The organism is Streptomyces sp. NPDC107521, assembly GCF_055598485.1.
This window is the reverse complement of record NZ_JBVKAT010000019.1, coordinates 26,479-48,965: the sequence shown is the minus strand read 5'-3', so window position 1 is coordinate 48,965 and position 22,487 is coordinate 26,479. Positions and strand designations below refer to the sequence as shown.

At 73.5% G+C, this 22,487-nt stretch carries 13 protein-coding genes, 1 tRNA gene and 1 pseudogene; 3 read left to right on the top strand and 12 right to left on the bottom strand.

All coding sequences use genetic code 11. From position 1 onward, the window contains the following. Positions 1–102 precede the first annotated feature (102 nt). On the top strand, positions 103–6,987 hold the full coding sequence (locus tag ACZ7LB_RS24980; RefSeq protein WP_471471330.1) for a polymorphic toxin-type HINT domain-containing protein: 6,885 nt from the start codon (positions 103–105) through the stop codon (positions 6,985–6,987). Positions 6,988–6,994: 7 nt separating this feature from the next. Next, positions 6,995–7,444, top strand: coding sequence for a hypothetical protein (locus ACZ7LB_RS24975; RefSeq protein ID WP_471471328.1), 450 nt, complete (start codon positions 6,995–6,997; stop codon positions 7,442–7,444). Positions 7,445–7,533: 89 nt separating this feature from the next. Here the strand turns inward: ACZ7LB_RS24975 and ACZ7LB_RS24970 are convergent. Continuing rightward, a pseudogene (locus ACZ7LB_RS24970) lies at positions 7,534–8,725 on the bottom strand (tyrosine-type recombinase/integrase); the annotation flags it as partial. Further along, positions 8,722–9,525: an exodeoxyribonuclease III gene (locus tag ACZ7LB_RS24965; protein ID WP_471471326.1), complete on the bottom strand. Its 804-nt coding sequence runs from the start codon at positions 9,523–9,525 to the stop codon at positions 8,722–8,724. The gene ACZ7LB_RS24965 and the pseudogene ACZ7LB_RS24970, both read right to left, overlap by 4 nt. A 125-nt stretch (positions 9,526–9,650) precedes the next feature. On the opposite strand from ACZ7LB_RS24965, the gene ACZ7LB_RS24960 reads away from it, so the two are divergent. Continuing rightward, positions 9,651–10,127 (top strand): GNAT family N-acetyltransferase, encoded by a 477-nt coding sequence (locus ACZ7LB_RS24960; RefSeq protein WP_265295719.1) that lies wholly within the window; start codon positions 9,651–9,653, stop codon positions 10,125–10,127. 404 nt (positions 10,128–10,531) lie between these two features. On the opposite strand, the gene ACZ7LB_RS24955 is transcribed toward ACZ7LB_RS24960, so the two are convergent. The 10 genes from ACZ7LB_RS24955 to sepX all read right to left on the bottom strand — a co-directional run bounded on the left by ACZ7LB_RS24955 (position 10,532) and on the right by sepX (position 22,462). Further along, positions 10,532–11,425 (bottom strand): siderophore-interacting protein, encoded by an 894-nt coding sequence (locus ACZ7LB_RS24955; protein WP_471471324.1) that lies wholly within the window; start codon positions 11,423–11,425, stop codon positions 10,532–10,534. Continuing rightward, positions 11,422–13,785 carry an ABC transporter ATP-binding protein gene (locus ACZ7LB_RS24950; RefSeq protein WP_471471322.1) on the bottom strand — a complete coding sequence of 788 codons (2,364 nt, stop codon included), beginning with the start codon at positions 13,783–13,785 and terminating at the stop codon, positions 11,422–11,424. The genes ACZ7LB_RS24955 and ACZ7LB_RS24950 overlap by 4 nt, the downstream gene beginning before the upstream one ends. Further along, the gene (locus ACZ7LB_RS24945) at positions 13,782–15,455 is read right to left on the bottom strand and encodes an ABC transporter transmembrane domain-containing protein (RefSeq protein WP_471471320.1); all 1,674 of its coding nucleotides are present in this window, start codon (positions 15,453–15,455) and stop codon (positions 13,782–13,784) included. The genes ACZ7LB_RS24950 and ACZ7LB_RS24945 overlap by 4 nt, the downstream gene beginning before the upstream one ends. Then, positions 15,452–15,910, bottom strand: a complete 459-nt coding sequence (locus ACZ7LB_RS24940) for a hypothetical protein (RefSeq protein WP_471471319.1) — start codon at positions 15,908–15,910, stop codon at positions 15,452–15,454. Before ACZ7LB_RS24940 ends, ACZ7LB_RS24945 begins: the two co-directional genes overlap by 4 nt. A gap of 86 nt (positions 15,911–15,996) precedes the next feature. Then, positions 15,997–17,106, bottom strand: coding sequence for a FecCD family ABC transporter permease (locus tag ACZ7LB_RS24935; RefSeq protein WP_471471317.1), 1,110 nt, complete (start codon positions 17,104–17,106; stop codon positions 15,997–15,999). Beyond that, on the bottom strand, positions 17,103–18,179 hold the full coding sequence (locus ACZ7LB_RS24930; RefSeq protein WP_471471315.1) for a FecCD family ABC transporter permease: 1,077 nt from the start codon (positions 18,177–18,179) through the stop codon (positions 17,103–17,105). Before ACZ7LB_RS24930 ends, ACZ7LB_RS24935 begins: the two co-directional genes overlap by 4 nt. A gap of 39 nt (positions 18,180–18,218) precedes the next feature. Further along, entirely contained in the window at positions 18,219–19,313 is a 1,095-nt protein-coding gene (locus ACZ7LB_RS24925; RefSeq protein ID WP_471471313.1) for an iron-siderophore ABC transporter substrate-binding protein, read from the bottom strand. A 527-nt stretch (positions 19,314–19,840) separates the two neighbouring features. Then, positions 19,841–20,680 (bottom strand): helix-turn-helix domain-containing protein, encoded by an 840-nt coding sequence (locus ACZ7LB_RS24920; RefSeq protein ID WP_471471311.1) that lies wholly within the window; start codon positions 20,678–20,680, stop codon positions 19,841–19,843. A 249-nt stretch (positions 20,681–20,929) separates the two neighbouring features. Next, positions 20,930–21,003 (bottom strand) — tRNA-Ala (locus ACZ7LB_RS24915). 97 nt (positions 21,004–21,100) lie between these two features. Further along, a complete protein-coding gene (gene sepX, locus ACZ7LB_RS24910) occupies positions 21,101–22,462 on the bottom strand; it encodes a divisome protein SepX/GlpR (protein WP_471471309.1) in 1,362 nt (453 codons plus the stop codon). Positions 22,463–22,487 lie beyond the last annotated feature (25 nt).

The window sequence follows — 22,487 nt, the reverse complement described above, 5'->3', positions numbered from 1 at the left end:
TGCCGACGGCCGCCCCGCCGGAACGGATGAACGGATGAACGGAAGCCGGCGCCGACGGACCGGCGTGTGCGTGTTCTTCGATCGAAGGATGGGGACATAACCATGTCATTTGGCATATACACATCACAGGCGGGCAGGAGACGATGGCACGCCGCCCGGCGCGGCAGGGGCCGCCTCCTGGCGCAGTCCCTCGTCCTGGCACTCGTGGTGCCGACCGGGCTGGCCCAGGTGGCGCGGGCAGCGGAACCGGAGGGTCTGGACCGTCCCGGGATCCCCGCGTCCCCGGTGACGAAGGTCAGGGCCTTCGACACCACCGGCGCGAACGCGGCGCGGGCCAGGGCCGACAAGGAGCGCGCGGCCAACGAGCGGCAGGCCGAGCGGGCGGGGAAGGAGCGCCGGGCGGGCTGGCCGGGCGGCGGCAGCGCCACCGTGACGCTGAAGCCCGGCGCACACCGCGGGGCGGAGCCGGGCGGCCTCCCGGTCTCCCTGGTCCCGGCAGCGGCTCCCGCGTCCCGTGCCGCGGCGGCCCCCGCGGCGGCGGGCGAGGCCCGCGTCACCGTCCTGGACCAGAGGGCCGCCCGCGCCGCCGGGATCACCGGCGTGCTGCTGACCGCCGCGGCCGGGTCCCCGGGCACCGCCCGGGTCCGCGTGAACTACGGCGGCTTCGCCTCGGCCGTGGGCGGCGGCTGGTCGCAGCGGCTGCGGCTGGTGCGACTGCCCGACTGCGCCCTGACGACGCCGGGCAGAGCGGAGTGCCGCGAGCAGACCCCCCTGGCGTCCGACAACAGCCTCGCCGGGCGGACCGTCTCGGCGACCGTCCCCCTCGGCGCGGCACCGGGCGCCTCCACCGCCCGGCTCACCGGCGGCGCGGACACCGCCTCCGGCGCGACGGTCCTGGCGGTGACGGCCGCCCCGGCCGGCGGCGGCCAGTCCCCCAAGGGCACGGGTGACTACTCCGCGACGAAGCTGGCGGAGTCCTCCTCCTGGCAGGCCGGCAGCAGTTCCGGTTCCTTCACCTGGTCGTACGACTTCACGATGCCTCCCCCGGCGGCCGGCCCCGTGCCCCCGCTGACCCTGTCGTACGACTCGGGCGGCGTCGACGGCCGCACCGCCACCAGCAACAACCAGACCACCACGGTGGGCGAGGGCTTCGGGCTCACCGAGTCCTACATCGAGCGCACCTACCAGTCCTGCGACGACGACGGCCACGCCGACGTCTTCGACAAGTGCTGGAAGTACGACAACGCGCGCCTGGTCCTCAACGGCCGGTCCACCCGCCTGATCAAGGACAACACCAGCGGTGTCTGGCACCTGGAGAACGACGACGCCTCCACCGTGACCCGGTCCACGGGCGCGGTCAACGGCGACGACGACGGCGAGTACTGGACCGTCGTCACCGGGGACGGCACCACGTACGTCTTCGGCCGGAACAAGCTGGACGGCGCCGCGGACCAGCGCACCAACTCCACCTGGACCGTGCCGGTCTTCGGCGACGACTCCGGCGAACCCGGCTACTCCGCCGGAAGCGCCTTCGCCAACCGCTCCCTGACCCAGGCCTGGCGCTGGAACCTCGACTACGTGGAGGACACCGGCGGCAACGCGGCCACGTACTGGTACACCAAGGAATCGAACTACTACAAGAAGAACAAGTCGGCCAAGGCGAGCGCCTCCTACACCCGAGGCGGCTATCTGGCCCGCATCGAGTACGGACTGCGCAAGGGCGCCCTGTTCACCGACCAGGCCGACGCGAAGGTCACCTTCACCCACGCCGAGCGCTGCACCGCCGCCGACTGCACGAGCCTCACCAAGGCCACCTCGGAGAACTGGCCGGACGTGCCGTTCGACGCGATCTGCGCCAAGGACGCGGACACGTGCGACAGCGCGGGCCCCTCGTTCTTCTCCCGCAAGCGGCTGACCGGCATCAGCACCTTCTCCCTGAACGCCACGACGAGCGCCTACGACCCGGTCGACTCCTGGTCGCTGACCGAGGCGTTCCTGGACGGCGGTGACATCGGGGACAGCTCCGACCAGGTCCTCACCCTGAAGTCGCTCAAGCGCACCGCCAAGGCGGGCGACACCAGCATCGCCCTCGAACCGATCGCCTTCACCTACCAGTTGCGGCCCAACCGGGTCGACGGCACCGACGACATCCTCCCCCTGACCCGTCCGCGCGTCTCCACCATCACCTCGGAGACCGGCGCCGTCACCGAGGTCACCCTGTCGGCCCCGGAGTGCCGGCGCAGCGAGGTCCTGGGAGCCGCGCCGGACAGCAACACCCGCTCCTGCTACCCGCAGTTCTGGAACATCAACGGCGCGCAGGACGCCGCGATCGACTGGTTCCACAAGTACCGCGTCACCGCCGTCGGCGTCCACGACGCCGCCGCCACGAACCCGGCCGTGGAGTACGCCTACTCCTACAGCGGCGCGGCCTGGCACCACAACGACGAACCGTTCGTACCGAGCGACGAACGGACCTGGTCCGACTGGCGCGGCTACCGTCAGGTCACCGCGTACACCGGAGCGGCCGGGGGCACCCGCTCCAAGACCGTCTCGCTCTATCTGCAGGGCATGCACGGCGACAAGAACAAGGACGGCACCACCAAGTCCGTCTCCGTCGCGCCCTTGCTCGACACGGACGTCGACTTCGTCTCCGTGACCGACAGCGACCGTTACAAGGGGGCTCTGCGCCAGCAGCTCACCTACAACGGCAGCCAGCCCATCGAGAGCGTCTTCCACAACTACACCTACAAGAACACCGCCACCCAGACCGTTCCGGGCGCGGCCGCCCAGCCGGCGCTGTGGGTCCGCCCGTCCTCGGTGTACACGAGCACGTACCTGACCGGCTCCCAGAGCTGGCGAACGGCCGTGACCAGTCAGAGCTACGACGACCTCGGCATGGTCGTCTCCGCCGACGACTTCGGCCAGCGCGGTCTGAGCGGCGACGAGTCCTGCACGCTGACCTGGTACGCCCGCAACCCCGCCCTCGGCATCACCTCCCTCGTCTCCCGCACCCGCACCGTCGCCAAGCAGTGCTCGACGGCGGAGGCGAGCCTGAACCTGCCCACCGGCAGCGGCTCCGCGGGAGACGTCCTGTCCGACACGGCCTCCGTGTACGACAGCCCCACCGCCACGGCCTGGTCCGCCACCCAGACTCCGACCAAGGGCCACGTCACCTGGGCCGGCCGTGCCACCGGCTACGCGGCGACCGCCGGGACCGACGGGCGGCGCGCGGCCTCCGGCTGGCAGACGGTCTCGACCACCACGTACGACACCCTCGGGCGCCCGTTGACCGTCACCGACACGGCCGGCCGCACCACGTCCACCGCCTACACCCCCGAGGACGCGGGGCCGCTGACGAGGACGATCACGACCGACCCCAAGGAGTTCCGCACGGTCAGCTACATCGACCCGCGGCGCGGACTCCCCCTGCGCGTCTACGACCCCAATCTGAAGAAGACCGAGCAGCAGTACGACGCGCTCGGCCGGGTCACCGACGTGTGGCTGCCGAACCGGTCCGCCGGGGTCCAGACCCCGAACCTCAAGTTCGGCTACCTGCTGAGGAAGACCGGTCCCTCCTGGGTGTCGACCGGCACCCTGAAGAACGACGGCGAGACCTTCAACACCAGCTACGCGATCTACGACTCGCTGTTCAGACCGTTGCAGACCCAGTCACCCACCCCCCAGGGCGGCAGGCTGCTGACGGACACCCGGTACGACACCCGCGGCCTCGCCCACGAGACCTACGCGGACATCTTCGACAACACCAAGACGCCCAACGGCACCTACACCCGCGCCGAGTACGGCCGCGCGCCCCGGCAGGCGGAGACGGTCTTCGACGGCGCCGGGCGGCCGACCGTCAGCACGCTCTACGTGAACGGCACGAAGAAGTGGTCGACCACCACCAGCCACACCGGTGACTCCACCGCCACCACCGGCCTGACCGGCGGCTCGGCTCAGCGCACGGTCACCGACATCCGCGGCCGGACCGTGGAGACCCGCTCCTACGCGGGCGTGAACCCGGCCGACGCCGACTTCGGCACCGGGCCCGGCGTCTCCCACCGGGCGACGAAGTTCACCTACGCCGTCGACGGCAGGCAGAAGGGCATCACCGGCCCGGACGGCGCCCAGTGGGCCTACGGCTACGACCTGTTCGGCCGGCGGACCAGCGCCCAGGACCCGGACACCGGGACGTCGACGACCCAGTACGACACCCTGGACCGGGTCACCGGGACCACCGACTCGCGCGGCAAGACGGTCCTGAGCGCCTACGACGAGGCCGACCGCGTCACCGGCACCTGGGCCGGTTCCCGCACCGACGCCAACCAGCTCACCGGCTTCACCTACGACACCCTGCTCAAGGGCCTGCCCACCACGTCCACCCGCTACGTCGGCGGGAAGAACGGCGCCGCCTACACCCAGGCCGTCACCGCCTACGACAGCATGAGCCGCGCCATCAAGAGCGAGCTGCGGCTGCCCGCGAGCGACCCGTTCGTGGTCGCCGGACAGCCGGCCACGCTGGCGTTCGAGACGCACTACAACATCCCGGGCCAGGTGCAGCAGACCAAGGCCCCGGCACTGGGCGGGCTGGCCTCCGAGATCCTCGGCCTGGAGTACGACGGCCTGGGCAACCTCACCGAGATCGGCGTCTACCTCTCGGCGATCGACTACTCGGCCCTGGGCCAGCCGCAGATGCTCACCAGGGGCACCGGCGCGGCCCGCGTCTACGTGGCCAACACCTTCGAGGAGGGCACGGGCCGCCTCACCCGCAGCTACACCCAGGACCTCACCCACCCCTACCAGTTGCAGGACCTGAACTACAGCTACGACCAGACCGGCAACGTCACCTCGATCGGCGACCCCACGACCCTGGGCGGCACCAGCAGCGCCGAGACCCAGTGCTTCGCCTACGACGCCCACCAGCGTCTGACCGAGGCGTGGACCCCCTCCTCCAGGAAGTGCGCCGACGCCCGCAGCGCCACCGCGCTCTCGGGCCCGGCCCCCTACTGGACCAGCTACACCTACAACACCGCGGGCCAGCGCACCACCGAGACCCAGCACACCGGCACGGGAAACACCCAGACCACCTACTGCTACACCAGCACCGCCCAGCCGCACACCCTGACCGGCACCACCACCGGCAGCAGTTGCGCCAGTCCCCAGCGCACCTACACCTACGACACCACGGGCAACACCACGAAGCGCCCCGGCGTCGCGAGCGGCAGCACCCAAAGCCTGACCTGGTCCGATGAGGGCCGCCTCAGCCGTCTCACCGAGGGCGGCAAGTCCACCGACTACCTCTACGGCGCCGACGGCAACCTGCTGATCCGCGCCACCCAGAACGGCGAACGCGTCCTCTACGCCGGCAGCACGGAACTGCACCTGCGCGCCAACGGCACCACCTGGGCCCAGCGCTACTACGCCGCCGACGGGATCACCGCCGGGCTGCGCACCAACCAGACCGGCACCGAGAAGATCACCTTCCTCACCGGCGACCACCACGGCACCTCCAGCCTCGCCATCGAGCGGCTCGACCAGCAGTTCACCAAGCGCTACTCCACCCCCTTCGGCGCGGACCGCGGCACACCCCAGTTCGGCCCGTGGCCCGACGACAAGGGCTTCCTCGGCAAGACCCGTGACGCCACCACCGGCCTCACCCACATCGGCGCCCGCCAGTACGACCCGTCCATCGGCCAGTTCATCAGCGTCGACCCCGTCCTGAGTCCGGAACAGCCGGAGTCGATGAACGGGTACAGCTACGCCAACAACAGCCCGGTCAGCATGAGCGACCCCGACGGGCTGCGACCCATCGGCCTGTGCGAGTACGGGTGCCAGGACGGGAGTTACACGTATCGCGACTGGCTGACACCCTCGGCCAACGGCACCTGGAAGCCCCACTACGAATACACCAGCTACAACTTCACTGCGGGGGGCGACCTTCACAGCGTCGTAAGGGAGGGGCCGGACCAGCCGTCCGGTAGCGGGAAGACGAAGTTCAAGCCCTACAACTTCAAAACGGAGAAGAAGGCCACAGGAGTAGTCACCTCGCTGCTGCTCCCCGACCCCCGGGAATGGTACCGGTGCATCTCCGGCGACGGGACGAAGCACTGCGTGAACTCCGCCATGGATCTGCCCATGGCCAAGCCCTTGAAGTTCATTCCGGACTCCGCTGTCAAGAAGGGAACCAACTGGGTCGACGACCTGATCAAGAGCAATAAGAAGTGCAACAGGTGCTTCCTCGCAGGAACGGATGTTCTGATGGCTGACGGCAGCACCAAGGACATCGAGGACGTCAGGGTCGGGGACAAGGTCCTCGCCACCGACCCGAAGACCGGCGAAACCGCGGCCCGGCAGGTCACGCACCTGATCATCACCGAGGACGACAAGCAGTTCAACGAGCTGTCCATCGCCACCCCGGACGGCATCGACAAACTCACCGCGACCCACGAGCACCCGTTCTGGTCCCCCTCGGAAAGCGACTGGATCCCCGCGGGCAGGCTCAAGCCGGGCATGACCCTGCGCACGGACACCGGCGAAACGGTCATCGTCACCGGAAACCGCCCCTACACGGACCACGCCCGCACCTACAACCTCACGGTCGATGACCTGCACACGTACTACGTGCTGGCGGGTGAGACTCCGGTCCTGGTTCACAACAGCAACTGTGACCTCCCGGAGGGGTATACCTCTTCCCCCGCGCTCAAGGGTGACCCCTACCATCCGGATACGGTGGCTGAGCGTAGTCGGCAGAGTCGAGAGCTATACGCTGGGACCGTGGCCGATCGGGCAGGTGCGCTCGGGTATAGAACAAGAATTCCCGCACAGAAGGCACCGTTCAATTCGCACGGTCAGGTGGTCTTCTCTAACGGAAAGAACTACATCACGCCTGATGTCGACGGGCATAACGTGTCGGATGGCTGGAAGATGTTCAATCGCAAGGGACAACGGATCGGAACCTATGACCCAGATCTCAACTACCTCAAGGAATGACAACTTCGTGATCGAGGTGATCGATTGCCCGACCTCAGAGGGTACGAGTTCGCTGCCCTCTGAGGCGGTCGGCAGGATCAGGGTCGGCGAGTTCACGGAGACGTTCCTGATGGACCTGAGTTTCTGGACGGTGGATGACTATCGCCGAAGCTGGAATGGTGCGCTGAGGAAGCTAGAAGAGGCCGATAATTCAACCTCCTGCCTCATCGCCTCAATCACCGATCCGGCGGCCAGTAACTTCATCTCCTGTTGGCCGATGTATCGGGACGGGGAAGAGGTCTACGTGCAGAACTCGATCATCTTCCTGGACGAACTCAGCGAGCAGTTCAACCCGCAGGAGCCGTGGCGGTACGTAGAGGCTCGATCGTCGGTCGACGAGGATGGAAACCGGATCTCTGAGTGGTCGACGAGCACCTCTCAGGTGCGGCGGTTCCGTGAGTCTGCCTGGGGGCGATAGAGCCCGCACGCAGATGGGAATTTGAAGCCCCGTCAGGTATGTCCTGGCGGGGCTTCAGCACGGTCTGACGGCAGTAGTTGACGGCAACGTCAGCGGACGGGGGCTGCGCAGAGCGGTGGGTCGTCACCGCAGTCGGGCTGGCCTGCACTCTCGGCTGGGTTGCGGAGGGCGTGGCCGAGGATATCGATAGCGTCGCGTTGGAGGCGGAGTCGGACGTGGGCGTAGACAGTGGCGGTGACGCCGATGTGGGCGTGGCCGAAGAGTTCCTTGATGACGACGAGGTCGACGCCCTGTTCCAGGAGCAGGGTGGCGGTCGAGTGTTGAAGGTCGTGGAAGCGGATCGTCCGGAGTCCTGCGCTGTGGATGAGGCGGCGGAAGTGGCGGGTGAGGTTGGTGGGGTCGAGCGGCCTGCCCTTCGGGGTGGTGAAGAGGAGCCCATTGTCCGCCCAGTCCGTTCCGGCGGCCTGCGCTCTTCCTGTTGCCGTTCCTGGTGGATCTTGAGGGAGCTGATGCATGCGGCGGGGAGGGCGATGCGGCGTGCGAAGGCGAGGTTCTTGGCTTTCAGGACGGTCAGGCCCTGGCTGCAGGTGCGCTGGCGGGAGCGGTGGATGGTGGCGGTTCCACCGTTGAGATGGAGGTCTTCCCAGTGAAGGCCAAGGAGTTCGCCTTTACGGAGTCCGGTGTGGAGGGCGAGTTCGAACAGGGCATGGAGCCGGTGTCTGCGCGCGGCTGTGAGGAACTGGCGGGCTTCGTCGACGGTGAGGGGTTCGAAGCGCCGGGGCCGTGGGGTGCCGGTGCGGACGTTGCGGGCGACGTTGCGCGGGGTCTCCTCCTCGCGGACGGCGTGCTCCAAGGCGGACTTGAGCACGGAATGGAGGTAGGTGAGCGTCAGCGGGGAGAGCAGCTTGGCTCCGCACCGGCCAGCGGCCCAGCAGCGGGACTGTTCACGCCGGGCGTCGATGCCGCGCGTGCATCACTGACAGGTGGTGCGGAGCTGGTTGAGCCAGGTACAGATGTCCTTGACGGTGAGCTTCTTCTTACCCAGGCCGGGAATCAGGTACCGGTCGACGCAGGCGGCGTATCGCGTGTGGGTGTTCTCGCGGAGCTGGGAGACGGCGACGTTCTCCAGCCAGTACGTCAGGTATGCGGCCAGGCTGCCCTGCGCAGAGGGATGGGGAGACCGCGGTTGCTGGCGGCGATCTTCTCGGTGAGCTTGGCCAGGGCTTCCTTTCGCGTCGTGCCGTGGACGCGGACGCGGACGCGGCGGGTGTTGGCCGCTAGTGGTCGTAGACCACCGTCACCGGGGCGTGGTCGGACCAGCGGTCCGCGTGGGTCGCGGCGCGCTCCACCGTGGCCTTGACCGCCTTCGCCGCCAGGCCGGGCGTCGCGATGTGGTAGTCGATGCGCCAGCCCGTGTCGTTGTCGAAGGCACGCCCCCGGTACGACCACCACGAGTACGGGCCCTCCACGTCCGGGTGCAGGGCGCGCACCACGTCGGCGTAGCCGCCCTCGGCCGGGTCGAGGACCCGGGTGAGCCAGTCGCGCTCCTCGGGCAGGAAGCCGGAGTTCCTGGTGTTGCCGCGCCAGTTCTTCAGGTCGGCCCGCTGGTGGGCGATGTTCCAGTCGCCGCAGACCACGACCTCGCGGCCCTCGGCGGCGGCCCGTTCGCGCAGTTCCTTGAGATGGGCGAGGAAGGCGTCCATGAAGCGGATCTTCTCGTCCTGCCGCTCGGTGCCGACCTCGCCGGACGGCAGGTAGAGCGAGGCGACCGTCACCCCCGGCAGGTCGGCCTCGACGTACCGCCCACTGGTGTCGAACTCGGACGACCCGAAGCCGATCCGCACCGCGTCCGGCTCGCGGCGGCTGTAGAGGGAGACGCCCGCGCGGCCCTTGGCGGCGGCGGGGGCGTGCGTCACGTGCCAGCCCTCGGGGGCGCGGACGTGCCCGGGGAGCTGCTCCGGCTCGGCGCGCACCTCCTGGAGGCACAGCACGTCGGCCGAGGTGCCCGCCAGCCACTCCACGAAGCCCTTCTTCGCGGCGGCACGCAGACCGTTCACGTTGACGGAGGTCACTGTCAGCAACGCACTCTCCCTGCCCTCACACCCGCACCCCGGACCTTGACGAAGGTCACGGTGAACAACAGGGCACCATACCGGCACACTGGACGATGTCCCGTGTCACGATGCATTGAAATACGGTAGAAAGCATGAATATCCGCCGGGTTCCCTTCGACCACCCCGACGCCATGAAGCTCAACGACGAGGTCCAGGCCGAGTACGACGTCCGCTACGGCGACGGCGGGGACGCCACCCACCTCGACGCGGCCGACTTCGCGGTGCCGAACGGCCTGTACCTGCTCGTGTACGACGAGGACGACGTCCCGGTCGCCTCCGGCGGCTGGCGCCGCAGGGACACCAACGAGGAGGGCAACCGGGACGGGGACGCCGAGCTGAAGCGGATGTTCGTGGTCGAGCGGGCGCGCGGCCGGGGCCTGGCCCGGCGCGTGCTGGCCCTCCTGGAGGAGGACGCCCGCGCGGCCGGCCGCGTCCGCATGGTGCTGGAGACCGGCACCAAGCAGCCCGAGGCCGTGTCCCTGTACGCCTCCAGCGGCTACGCGCCCTGCGAGAAGTTCGGCTACTACCGCTTCCACGACGAGAGCCTCTGCTACGCGAAGGCGCTGTAGCCGGGCGGGGCGCGGGCCGGGCTTCACGGCGGCCTCCGGCCGCCTCGAACCCAGGCCCCTTGGCCCCCGGCCACCTCGAACCCCGGCCCCACCCCGGCGCCTGGAACCGGGGCCGGGGACATCAGGGCCGGGGAGACGTCGGCTCACGGTCGCCCCCGTCCCTCGGCTCGGAGCCGGGGCCGGGTACGGGGCTCACGGCCGGGGCGCGTCACCCGAGGACGCGGGCGGGCATGCCCGGTCGAAGGCCCGACGAAGGTCCGACGAAGGCCAGGACGTGCCGACGGCACCGCTCCCCCGGCGCGGACCCGCCCGCTCCCGGACTCCGGGACACCCGCCCCGTACCCACGGCGTACGGCCCCCTCCCCCACCGGAGCCTCCGCCGCGGGGGCCTCCGCCCCCGCCGTTCACAGGCCGTGCGCGCCGAGGCGGGACTCGTACTCCACGGCGATGTCCTCCGGTTCCCGGGCCGGGTCGTCCCAGAGGGCCTCCAGCTCCGCGCGGACAAGGGCGGGCAGCGCCCCGTACCGCTCGGTCCAGGTCTCGGCCCCCGGCATCCAGTAGCCGACCACCTTGAACCGTTCCGCGGGCAGCCCGAGATCCCGCCGCAGATGGCGCCGTACGCCCCGGCAGGCCGTCGTCTGCCCGGCGGCCCACACGTACCCGCCGGTCGGGTCGGTGCCCGGCGGGACCGCCGCGGCGGCCAGCTCGGCCAGTCGGCTCGGTCCGTGGCCGTTGCCCCCGTACACCCAGGTCGTCCGCAAATGCGGGCGGTCCGGGAGCGGCTGCGCGCAGGACGGGTCGGGCACCTCGACGACCGCCCGGGTCCTGATCCCCGCCGGTGTCTGCTCGACGATCCGGGCCGCGGCGGGCAGGCCCGTCAGGTCGGTGACCAGGACCTGCCAGGCGAGGTCGGCGGGGGGATCGTAGAGCCCGGTGGGGGAGGTGAGGCCGAGCACGTCCCCGGGGCGGGCCGCCGCGGCCCAGCCGGACGCCACCCCGTGGTCGTGCAGCACGAAGTCGATGTCGATCTCCCCGGCCTCCGGGCGGACCGCCCGCACGGTGTAGGTGCGCATCGGGGCGGCGGGCCGTCCCTCGGGGTTCCGCCAGCCGCCGTCCCCGGTGGCCTCGGGCAGGGAGACGTCACGGTGGTCGGGGCCGTGCGGGAGGAAGAGGCGTACGTACTCGTCGCCGATCCCCGTCGAGACGAAGCCGGCGAGGCCCTCTCCGTGCAGGGTGACCCGGGCCATGGCCGGGGAGACCCGCCGGACGCGGGAGACGACGGCGCGGTGGATGGTCATGGGTGCTGCTCCTTCGTACGGGGGCCTCTCGCCCCCGGTCCTGCGGACGGTGCGGACGGCGGGTGGACGGGTCCGGGCGCGCGGGGCACGCCGCCGGGCCCGGAAGGCGCGTCGGCCGACCCGGCAGGCGCCTCCTCGGACCGGCGGCGGGCGCCACCGGGCACGGGGCGGACGTCGACCACCCCGGTCCGGGCCTCCCCCGCTCCGGGCCGGGCGCCACCGGAACCCGTACAGGACCCTCCGGACCCCGTACGGGACTCCCCGGCCCCGGTCCCGGCGTCACCGGAGCCGGGGTGCGCGTCGCCCGACCCGGTACCGGCGGCGTCCGAGCCCGGCCGCGCCCCGCCGGGACCGGAAGGCGCGTCGCCGGGACCGGGAGTCCCGTCGACGGTCCCGGAAGGCGCACCCCCCGCACCCCCCGGCGGACGGGGCCCGGGGACGGCTCCGGTGGAGGTGTACGCCTCCCACAGGGCCGCGTACTCGCCCGGCCGGGCGAGGAGTTCGGCGTGGCTGCCGTACCCGGCGGTCTCGCCCCGGTCCAGGACGAGGACCCGGTCCGCGTCCCTGGCCTGCTCCAGGCGGTGGGCCACGATCACGGCGGTGCGGCCCCGGACGGCCCGGGCGAGGGCGGACCGCAGCAGCGCCTGGGTGCGGGGCCCGGACTCGGCGGTGGCCTCGTCGAGGACGACGACGGGCGGATCGGCGAGCAGCACCCGGGCCAGCGCGAGGTGCTGCACGGCGCCGTCGTCCAGGGGCGCCCCGCCGGGACCGAGCACCGTGCCGAGCCCGTACTCCCCCGTCAGCGCCCAGTCGGCCCCCACCTCGCGCAGGGCGTCGGCGAGTTCGGCGTCGGTGGCGCCGGGCCGGGCCAGCCGCAGGTTGTCGGCGAGGGTGCCGCCGAACAGATGGGTCTCCTGGGTGACCAGGTAGCGGGCACCGCCGCCGGCCGTGATCCGGCCCCGGGTGGGTTCGTCCAGCCCCGCGATCAGGCGGGCCAGGGTGCTCTTGCCCGAGCCGCTGGCCCCGACGAGGGCGAGGCTGGTGCCCGCCGGCACCTCCAGCCGGATGCCGCGGAGCACCGGACGCACCCCGTCGTACGTGTACGAGACGTCCTCCACCCCTATCCCCGTGCCCGGCACCGCCTCCCGGGGCGCCGCCGGGTCCCCGTCGCCCGGGTCCCCGTCGCCCGGGACGCCCAGGACGCCCAGATCGGTGATCCCGACCAGGCGGGCCAGGCCCACCGTGGCCCGCTGGATGTCGTCGAGGCTGCGCAGCAGCGCGCCGATCGGGTCGAAGAGCCGGTGGAAGTAGAGGGCGGCGGCGGTCGCGGCGCCCAGCGAGACCTGTCCCGAGCGCACCAGCGCGAAGCCGGTGGTGAGCACCGCCGCGAGGCCGAGGAACTCCGCCGCGTTGAGCAGACCGGTGAAGCGGTTCCGCAGCCGCGCCCCGTCCCGCTGCCGTTCGACCGCCCGCAGGCTGCGCCGGGCCAGTTCCGCCAGCCGCCGGTCCTGCTCCCGGTGGGCCCGCACCGTCTCGGCGCCCTGCACGGACTCCACGACGGACTGCCCGCGTTCCGACTCCAGGCGGCGGACGTCCCCGTACACCGCGTGCGAACGGGCCAGGAACCGCCGGGTGGCGAGGACGTGGACGGGCAGGCAGACGAGTCCGGCCAGGGCCAGCCGGGGATCGAGGACCGCCAGCCCGACCACGCTCAGGGCGACGGTGAGTCCGGCGGCGGTGACGTCGGGCAGCACGTCGGAGGCGGCCTCGGAGACCGCCTCGACGTCCCGGGTGACCCGGGAGACGACGTCGCCGCTGCCGGAGGACTCCACCAGGTCGGCGGGCAGGTGGACGGCGGTCCGGAAGACGTCCTCGCGCAGCTCCGCCAGCACGTCCTGCACCAGCGCGGCCAGCATCCGCCCGCCCACGAGGGCCGACAGCGCCCCGGCCGCCGCGGCGAGCACCAGGAGCAGACCGAGGACGAGGAACCGGCCCGGCGCGGCCCGGTCGACGACCGCGTCCACGACGGCGCCGAGCAGCGGCGGGGTGGTGAGTGTGACCGCCGTGCCGGCGACCAGGGTGAGCAGGGCCGCGGCGAGCCGCCCCCGGTGCGCTCCGAGCCGTCGCCGCACCTCGCGCCGGGTGCGGCGCGGACCGGCGACCGGCAGGGCGCGGGGCGGACGGGCACCGGACGGGGCGTCCTTCCCGGTGCCCGCCTGGGTCACCTTCCCGGCACTCGCGCGGGCGTCCTCCCCGGCCTCCACCGGGGTGTCTCCCCCGTCGCCCACCGGGGTGTCCTCCCCGTCGCCCACCGGGGTGTCCTCCCCGTCGCCGACCGGGGTGTCGTTCCAGGCGCTCACCGGGGTGTTCCTTCCGGTTCGTGGTCCGGCCCGCCGAGGTCGACCACCCGGTCGCAGGCGGCGAGCAGGAGGGGGCTCGTGGTGATCAGCAGGATGGTGCCGGGCAGCTCGCGCAAGCCCCGGGCGATGCGCCGCTCGGTGGAGGGGTCGACGGCGGTGGTGGGTTCGTCGAGGACGACGAGGTCGGCGCCGGTGTGCAGGGCGCGGGCGAGGAGCAGGCGCTGGCGCTGTCCGCCGGAGAGCCTGCGGCCCCGCTCGCCGACCTCGGCCAGGTCGCCGCCGACGTGGTCGAGGACGTCGTCGAGCAGGGCGGCCCGGAACACGGCGGGATCGGGGTCGCGGCCCGGGGGGACGACGTTGGAGCGCAGGGTGCCGGAGAACACCGTCCCGTGGTGGGGGGCGGCGACGATCCGGGCCCGGACCCGGTCCGGTCCGAGGTCGACCGCGTCGGCGCCGTCCAGCAGGAGTTCGCCGCGGTCCAGCGGCATCCGGTGGCCGAGGCGGTCGGAGAGCTCCCGGGCGTGCGCGGCGTCGCGCGGGACGACGCCGACGCGTTCGCCGGGGCGGACGTCCACGGGCCCGGTGGTGCCGGGCGGGTGCCAGCGCAGCAGCGGGGCGCCGGGGACGGACTCCCGGGGCGGGTCCGGTGGGGTGCCGGGGACCGTGCCGGGGACGGCGGCGATCAGGGGCGGCCGTCCGATCAGGGCGCCGAGCCGGCGGGCGGAGGCCCGTTTGTGCGCCCAGTTGGAGGCGAAGGTGCCGACGTGGGCGAGGGCGCCCTGAAGGTACTGGGCGAGGCCCAGCACGGTCACGAGCCGGCCGATGGTCAGCCGCCCGTCGAGCGCGAGCAGTCCGGCGGCGGTGGCGAGGGCCGCGAGGAACACCCCCGACAGGAGCCTGCTGAGGCCGCCGTAGGCGAGGACGGCGCGGGCGGCGGCGACGGCGCCGTCCCGGGAGTCCCGGCTGGCGGCGCGGTAGCGGCGGGCGGCCTCGGCGCGGGCGTTCATGCCGATCACCACCCGCAGTCCGGTGATCATGTCGGTGGCCACCTCGCCGGCCCGCGCCGCCGATCCCTGCTCGGCCAGGCCCCGTGCCTCCAGCGGCGCCGACAGACGGCGCATCAGGGCCAGCATCAGTACGGTGCCGACGATGACGCCGAGGCCCAGCGGCACCGAGACGATCAGCAGGGCGGTGGAGGCGGTGAGGATCGCCGTGAGGGTGGACGCCTGCTGGACGACGCTCCAGGAGACGCCCGCCACCCGGTAGGTGTCCGACGAGACCAGGGCGAGCGCCTCGCCGGTCCCCGGGGCGCCGCGCAGTCCGCGCGGGTCCAGCAGCCGTTCCACGGCGCGCTGGCGCAGGGCGTGTTCGCCGTGACCGTAGACGGTCACCATGGCGGCGGCGGCCCGCTGGTAGGACAGGGAGAGGACGGCGAACACCCCGGCGAGGACGGCGAGCCAGCCGAGCAGGGCGGTGCGGTCCCCCGGGGCCAGGGCCCGGTCGATGACGACGCCGATCAGGACCGGCACCAGGGCCTCGCAGAGTTGGTGCAGCATGAACCCGAGCGTGGTCAGCACCAGCAGCCGGGCCCGCCCCCCGCTCAGCAGCGCGACGCGGAACAGCGCGGGGACGGACCCCTCGTCGCGGACGCCGGTCCCGCCCCGGGTCACCGGGTGCTCCGGGGACGGGCCTGCGGGACGGCCGCGGACGCCGGGACGGCCGCGGACGCCGGGACGGCCGCGGACGCCGGGACGGCCGCGGACGCCGGGACGGCCGGGCCGGGGACGGTCCCGCAGGGCGGCCCGCACACCTCTTCCACCCGTTCGGCGGTGACGGCCTCCCAGGGGGCGCCGCCGGCGACGACCAGGCCGGCGCGCGGGGCGACGGGTCGGCCGGCGGGGCGCGCGGCCCGGCTCCGGTCGTGCGGCACCGCGACGGGGGAACCGTGCGGATCGGTGGGGTCCGGGTGCACCAGGTGCACCAGGTGCTCCGGGTGCTCCGGGTGCTCCGGGTGCTCCGGGTGCTCCGGGACGGTCCGCCGGGCGTGGCCGGGGGCGGCGTCGGTCGCCTCCGGCCGGGCCGGGGCGGGCTCTTCCCGGGCGGGCCGGGCGGTGCGGGCGGTCACGGGGGCTCCTGTCGGGTCGGGGTCCGGTGCCGGCGGGCGGCACGGGGCGGCGGTCGGGCGGAACGGCGGGGGCGGCGGGGCCGGGGTCATCGGCGCCGTCCGCTGTACTGGAGGGCCAGGAGCCAGGCGAGGTAGAGCCCGCCGACGGAGACCGTCACGACGCCGACCGGGACCTCGACCCGCTGGGCGACGAGGTCGGCCGCGACCAGCAGCGCGGCGCCGGTCAGGGCCGCCGGGACGATCCGCAGCGTGGTGCAGCTCCGGGTGAGGCGCCGGGCGATCTGCGGCGCCGCCAGCGCGACGAAGGCGATCGGGCCGACGACCGCGGTCACCAGCGCGGTGAGCGCGACGCCGGTGAGGGTGGCGAGGAGCCGGGTGCGCCGCGCGTGGACGCCCAGTGCCACGGCGGTGTCGTCGCCCGCCTCCAGATGGACCAGGGGCCGTACCACGGCGCCGGAGCAGACCAGCAGGACGGCCAGGACGGCCGCGGCGGGGCCGAGCTGGGCGAAGCCGAGCCCGCTGAGCGACCCGGCGCCCCAGGTGGCCGCCAGCATCGCCTGCTGCGGGCTGACCGACAGCAGCAGCATCGAGGTGAGGGAGGACAGGAAGGCGCCGACGGCGATGCCGACGATGATGAGGCGGAAGGGGTCCGTTCCGCCCCGGTGGGCCAGCAGGTACACCGCGAGGGCGGTCACCGCCCCGCCGGTCAGGGACCCCGACGCCACGGCGAGGTGGTCGGCGGTGCCGAGCAGCAGCAGGACGACGCTGGCGCCCGCGTACGAGCCGGAGGTGAAGCCGATCACGTCGGGCGACCCGAGCGGATTGCGGGTCAGCGACTGGAAGATCGCCCCGCTGACGGCCAGGGCCGCCCCGCAGAGCAGCGCGAGCAGCAGCCGGGGCAGCCGCCAGTGGACGACGACGAGCCGCACGCGGTGGTCGGCGTCCGGGTCGAGGAGGGCGGAGAGCACCTGCGCGGGGGTGAGCGGGAGGGAGCCGGAGCCGAGGGTGAGCACGCCGAGCACGGCCACCGCGGCCGCCAGGGCGGCGCAGACCAGCACGGACCGCCGGTCCACGAGCAGGGCCAGCGGACCGGTGCGCCGGACCCACACGGCGCGCCCGAAGTCCACCCGGCCCGCGGACCCGCGGGGCTCGGAGTGCGCGCGGGGCTCGGGGTGCGCGCGGGGCTCGGCGGTCACAGGGCGCTCGCCTTCCGGCGGCGGACCAGCGCGACCAGGACGGGGGCGCCGACCAGCGAGGTGACCAGGCCGACCCGCAGCTCCCCGGAGGGCAGCACCACGCGCCCGACGACATCGGCGACGAGCAGGAAGGCGGGCGCGGCGAGGACGGTGACGGGGAGGATCCACCGCTGGTCGGGGCCGACGCACCAGCGGACCGCGTGGGGCACCATCAGCCCGACGAAGGAGATGGGCCCGGCGACGGCGACGGAGGTGCCCGCGAGCAGCGTGACCGCGAGGACGACGGCCAGCCGGGTCGCCGCCGGGCGGGTGCCGAGCGCCCGGGCGGCGTCGTCGCCGAGCGCGAGGGCGTTCAGCGGTCCGGCGCTGAGCAGGCCCAGGGCCAGGCCCGCGCCGACCAGGGGCAGGGCGACCGCGAGGACGTCGAGCGACCGGCCGCCGATGGACCCCACCGCCCAGAACCGCATGACGTCGAGGGTGGTCGTGCTCCGGAGCACCATGGCGGAGGTGATCCCGCCGCACACGGCGCCGAACGCGACGCCCGCCAGGGTGAGTTTGACCGGGGAGCCGCGGTCGGCGCCGATCGAGCCGAGGACGTAGACGAGCACGGTCAGGACGAACGCCCCGGCCAGGGCGAACCAGATGAACCGGCCCGGGGAGGTGATCCCGAGGACGGCGACCGCGAAGGTCACGGCGAGGCTCGCGCCCGCGTTGACGCCGAGGATGCCGGGGTCGGCCAGCGGGTTGCGGGTGAACGCCTGGATCAGCGCCCCGCTCAGGCCGAGGGCCGCGCCGGTGACGAGTCCGATCACCGTGCGCGGCAGCCGCAGTTCGCGCACGGTCGCGTGGGCGGCGGAATCGTCGTGGTGGAACAGCGCGTCCCACACCGTGCCGGGGGCGAGCGGGCGGGCGCCGGTCATGACGCTGAGCACGGCGGCGGCGAGCAGCAGCGCGAGGGCGGCGAGCAGGACCAGCGGGCGGAGCCGGTCCCGCCGGGCCCGGCCCGCGGCGGCGGGCGGGCCCGGCTCGTCACGCGCCGCGCGGGCGGCGGGCGGGGGCGGTGCGGTCTTCATGGGGGTCCTCGGGGGTGTCACCGGGGCGGGAGCCGGTGGTCAGGCGCCCGCGCCGGTGGTGCCCCGGCCCGCGACGGCGGCGGCGAGCATCGGCACGTAGCGTTCGATCGCCCAGGGGATGGAGAGCACCGAGGGGCCGCTGGTGGCCATGCCCAGGGTCGGGTCCTGGACGAAGGCGTAGCGCTTGCCGGCGATCGGCTTCCAGCGCCGGAACAGCGGGTCGTCGAGGGAGTGCTTGACGTCCTCGGGCCCGTTGGCCCAGGCGACGAAGATGTCGGCGTCGATCGTGTCGAGCTTCTCCAGGCTGACCCCGCCGTACCAGTTGGTGCCCTTGGCGGTGGAGGCGATCCGCTCCATCGAGGGGGTGTTCTCGAAGCCCAGCTCGGTCAGCAGCCGTACCCGCGCGTCGTAGTCGAGGTACAGGCCGACCTCGGTGGAGCCGGACGAGAGCGCCACCCCGTAGGCGAAGGTGGTGCCCTTGAACTCCGGGTGGCTCTCGCCGACGGCGGCGAGCCGCCCCTGCACGTCCGTGACCAGCTCCCGGGCCCTGGCGTCCTCGCCCATCGCCCTGCCGATGGTGCGGGTCATCTCCTGCCAGGTCCCGCCGTCCCAGGGCTTCTTCAGGTACGGGAGGGTGGGGGCGATCTCGGTGAGGCGCTGGTAGTCGACGTCCGTGATGCCGGAGTAGAGGCCGATGATCAGGTCGGGCTCCAGGGCGAGGATCTGCTCGAAGTCGATCTCCCCGGACTCTCCGTAGCGCAGGATCTCGGGCATCGGGCCGCCGAGTTCCTCCACCGCGTCGCGGAACCAGGGGGTGTGGCCCTCCTTGTCGCCGCCCCACTGCTCGTCGACGCCGACGGGGACGGTGCCCAGGGCGGCGACGACGTCCAGCGACATCCAGCTCATCGCCACGACGCGACGGGGCTTCTCCTTGACCGTCGTGCGTCCGTGGGCGTGCTCGATGGTCACCGGGAAGCTCGCGGCGGCCCCGCTCCCGCCCTTCCCGGCACCGGCCTCCGGGGCCTTCCCGGTCCCGGAGCCGCAGCCCGCGAGGAGCACGACGGCGGCGATCGTGAGCGCGAGGACGCGGACCAGGGGTCCCGCTCCGCGTCGTGCCGGGAGGGATGTGGACATGATTCTCCTTGGATCGGGGCGGGGGCGTGCGGGGCGATGCCCGGGACGGGGCGGGGCGAGGGCCCGCGCGGTCCCGCACGGTGGCCCGGCGGACGGGCGCACGGAGGCCCCCGCCGCGCTGGTTAGGTAACCCTCACTTGAGTGAAAGCTATGGGGCACCGACGGAGGCGAGGGGCGCGATCCGGCCAGACCGCGTCGCGGATCAGCCACGGAGACGGCGATGAGGGGCGATGGAGCCACGGCGCGCGGGAGGGCGGCCGCCCCGGTACGCGGCGGCGGGCGACGACGGGACGGGGCGACGGGCGGCCACGGGACGGGTGACGGGTGACGGGCCGGCCGGGGTGCACGGGGCTCGGCGCGGGGCGGGGGGCGGGGGGCGCCAGGGATACCGGGGTGGTGCCGGGAACGCCGGACGGGGCGCGGGACCCCGCCGCGCGCGTCGGCCCCGGTGCGGGCCGTGCCCGTCCGTCAGCCGCGGGCGGGGACCGTGCCGTCCGTCAGTCGCGGGTGCGGGCCGTGCCCGTCCGTCAGTCGCGGGCGGGGACCGCGGCCGCGTGCCGCCGCAGGTACTCGGTCGGGCTGACGCCGGTCACCCGGCGGAAGGCCGCGGAGAAGGCACTGGTGGTGGTGTAGCCGCAGCGGTGGGCGACCAGGTTCACCCCGTGCCCCCGGGCGAGCAGGCCGGTGGCCAGGGACATCCGCACCAGTGAGCGCCACCGGGCGAAGGGCATGCCGACGTCCTGGACGAAGGCCCGCGTGACCGTGCGCACGCTCAGCGCGTGCCGCGCGGCCCACTGCTCCAGCGAGAGGCCGCTCTCCGGATCGCGCATGACGTCCTCGGCCAGCGCGCGGATGCGCCGGTCCTCCGGCACCGGGACCTCGATCACCGTGCCCGGGTCCTCCTCCAGCATGTCGAGGACCACGCGCTGGGTGCGCAGCCGCAGACCGTCGGGCATGGCGGTGGCGTCGAGGTGGAGCAGCATCTCCTGCAGGGCGCGGCCGACCCGCACCCTGTGCGGGAAGGTGCGGTGCGGCGGGATCGCCTTCCGGGTGACGTACGTGAAGCAGCTCACGCTGTCCGCCTCGGGCCGGCAGGCGTGCGGGGTCCCGGGCGGCAGCCACAGGCCCTGGCCCGGGACGAGGTGCCGCACCGCGTCGGGGGTGTGCACCGTCATCGGCCCGAGGTGCGGCCAGGCCAGCAGGGCGTCGGCGTGGGTGTGCGCCCCGCCGGAGAACGCGGCCGCCTCCGGTCCGCCGAGGACCGCCGTGGTCAGCAGATAGGGCTCGACCACCAGGGCACCGCCCGGGAAGGGCTCGGTCCAGCGGAGGACGTCCGCGGCGCGCGTGCGACTGACAGCAACCGACATGAACTTAGGCTAGCCTAAGTTCGCCGGATCACTCCGGGAGGAGCCGCCGCCGGGACCCGGGCGAGCAGGGCCGCTCCCGACCCCGGCGGAGCACGCGACTTCCCCGGCGGCCCCCGCCGGACCGGAAGGACGACGGCATCGGCCCGGACGCCCGCCGAAAACTCCCCGGAACGACGAAGATCCCGCCCGATCATGTGATCGGACGGGATCTCGTCAACGCTTCTGAGGATTCCTCAGAAACAATGTGCGTGGACCTGTGGGGATTTGAACCCCAGACCCCCTCGATGCGAACGAGGTGCGCTACCAGACTGCGCCACAGGCCCTTGCAACGAGTGAAACTTTAGCACCCCGACCGGCCTGCTCAAAAATCACTTCCCGGTGCCGCCCGGGAGGGTCCCGCGAGGGGCCGTGCGGGGCCGGCTACTCGTTGGCCGCGCGGGGACGGTCGCCGTCCTCGTACTGGTCGAAGAGCGGGGTCCGGCCGCGCTCGCGGGAGCGGCGGGCGGAGGCGGCCCGGCGGGCACCGCTGCGCCGGGGCGCCTCGGGGCGCTCCTCGGCCCCGGGGGACGGGCGGTCCTGGTGGGCGCCGCGCCCCTCGGAACCGGAGGCGGAGCCCGCGCCGGACGCCGGGGAGGGACCGGCGGGGGACGGGACCGCCGGGGTCTCGCGGTCCGGGGTCATCGCGCTGGAGCGGGCCGAGCTCCAGGCGTCCGGCGCCCCGAGGTCGATGTCCGGGGTGGCGCGGGGGGCCACCGGCGCGGTGACGTAGGTGGGCAGCGGCACCGGGACCGGGTCCCAGCTCTCTCCGCGGCCGGGCCGCCGCTGCCGTTCGCGCTGCTGGTCGACCCACTCGGCGTGGTCGGTCTGCTCCACCAGGGCCCGGCGGTCGGCGGCCAGGGCCGAGAGCCCGGAGTCGGCCTCCGCCTCGGGCGCGTCGTCCGGTTCGTCGGCGCCGGGGTCGCCCGGGAGGTCGGCGGGGGCGCGGCGCCGCGTCCGCCCGTCGCGGTCCCGCAGGCGCTGCGCCGCGGCCTCGGCCTGACGGCGGTCCATCTGGAAGGTGAACCGGCGCCGCTCCTGGGAGCGCAGATGGGCGATGTACGCGCTGAGCAGCACCGCGGGCACTGCGGGGGCCCAGAGGAACGCCAGCCCGCCGACGGCCGCGACGCCCGAGCCGAGCGTGAAGGCCAGGAAGAGGACCACGGTGGTGCGCCGGCGGCGCGCCAGTACCTGGGAGCGCCGGGCGCGGGCCGCGGCCTCCGGGGAACCGGGGGCGGGCCGGGCGGCGGGCCCCCGTCGGCGCTCCGGCGCGGACCGCTCCGGCCCGGACCGCTCCGGCCCGGACCGCTCCGGCGAGGGCTGATCCGAGGGGCGATCCGAGGACCGCTCCTGCGAAGGCCGATCCGAGGGGCGTCCGGCGGCGGGCCGGGCCCCGGGGCGCTCGGCCGGCGGCGGTGCCGCGGACCGCTCGGGCGCGGACGGCCGCGCCTCGGCCCGGGACTGGCGTCCGGTCCTGGACACGGCGAACGCCCGGACGTCCACCGAATCGGTGGCGGCGTCCGGCGCGTCGGCGTCCGGCTCCGCCTCGGAGGCCGGGCGTGACCGCAGGTCCTTGGCGTACCGGCGCTCCATCCCCGCCCGTCCGGACAGCAACCGGATGGCCGTGCTGAAGCGTTCCGTCGGACGGGCCTCGTTCAGCTCGTCCTGCCTACGGAGCCACATCGGCACCAAGTAGGCGGCCCAGGCCCCGACAATGACTGCGTAGATGAGGCCGCTGCTGCTCACGCCTCACACGGTAGAGGGGTTCGCA

Bases quoted from the DNA above. Each gene is read 5' to 3' on its own strand.
- ACZ7LB_RS24980 (WP_471471330.1), top strand. From the start codon at position 103: ATGTCATTTGGCATATACACATCACAGGCGGGCAGGAGACGATGGCAC.
- ACZ7LB_RS24960 (WP_265295719.1), top strand. From the start codon at position 9,651: ATGAATATCCGCCGGGTTCCCTTCGACCACCCCGACGCCATGAAGCTC.
- ACZ7LB_RS24955 (WP_471471324.1), bottom strand. From the start codon at position 11,425: ATGACCATCCACCGCGCCGTCGTCTCCCGCGTCCGGCGGGTCTCCCCG.
- ACZ7LB_RS24930 (WP_471471315.1), bottom strand. From the start codon at position 18,179: ATGAAGACCGCACCGCCCCCGCCCGCCGCCCGCGCGGCGCGTGACGAG.
- ACZ7LB_RS24925 (WP_471471313.1), bottom strand. From the start codon at position 19,313: ATGTCCACATCCCTCCCGGCACGACGCGGAGCGGGACCCCTGGTCCGC.
- ACZ7LB_RS24920 (WP_471471311.1), bottom strand. From the start codon at position 20,680: ATGTCGGTTGCTGTCAGTCGCACGCGCGCCGCGGACGTCCTCCGCTGG.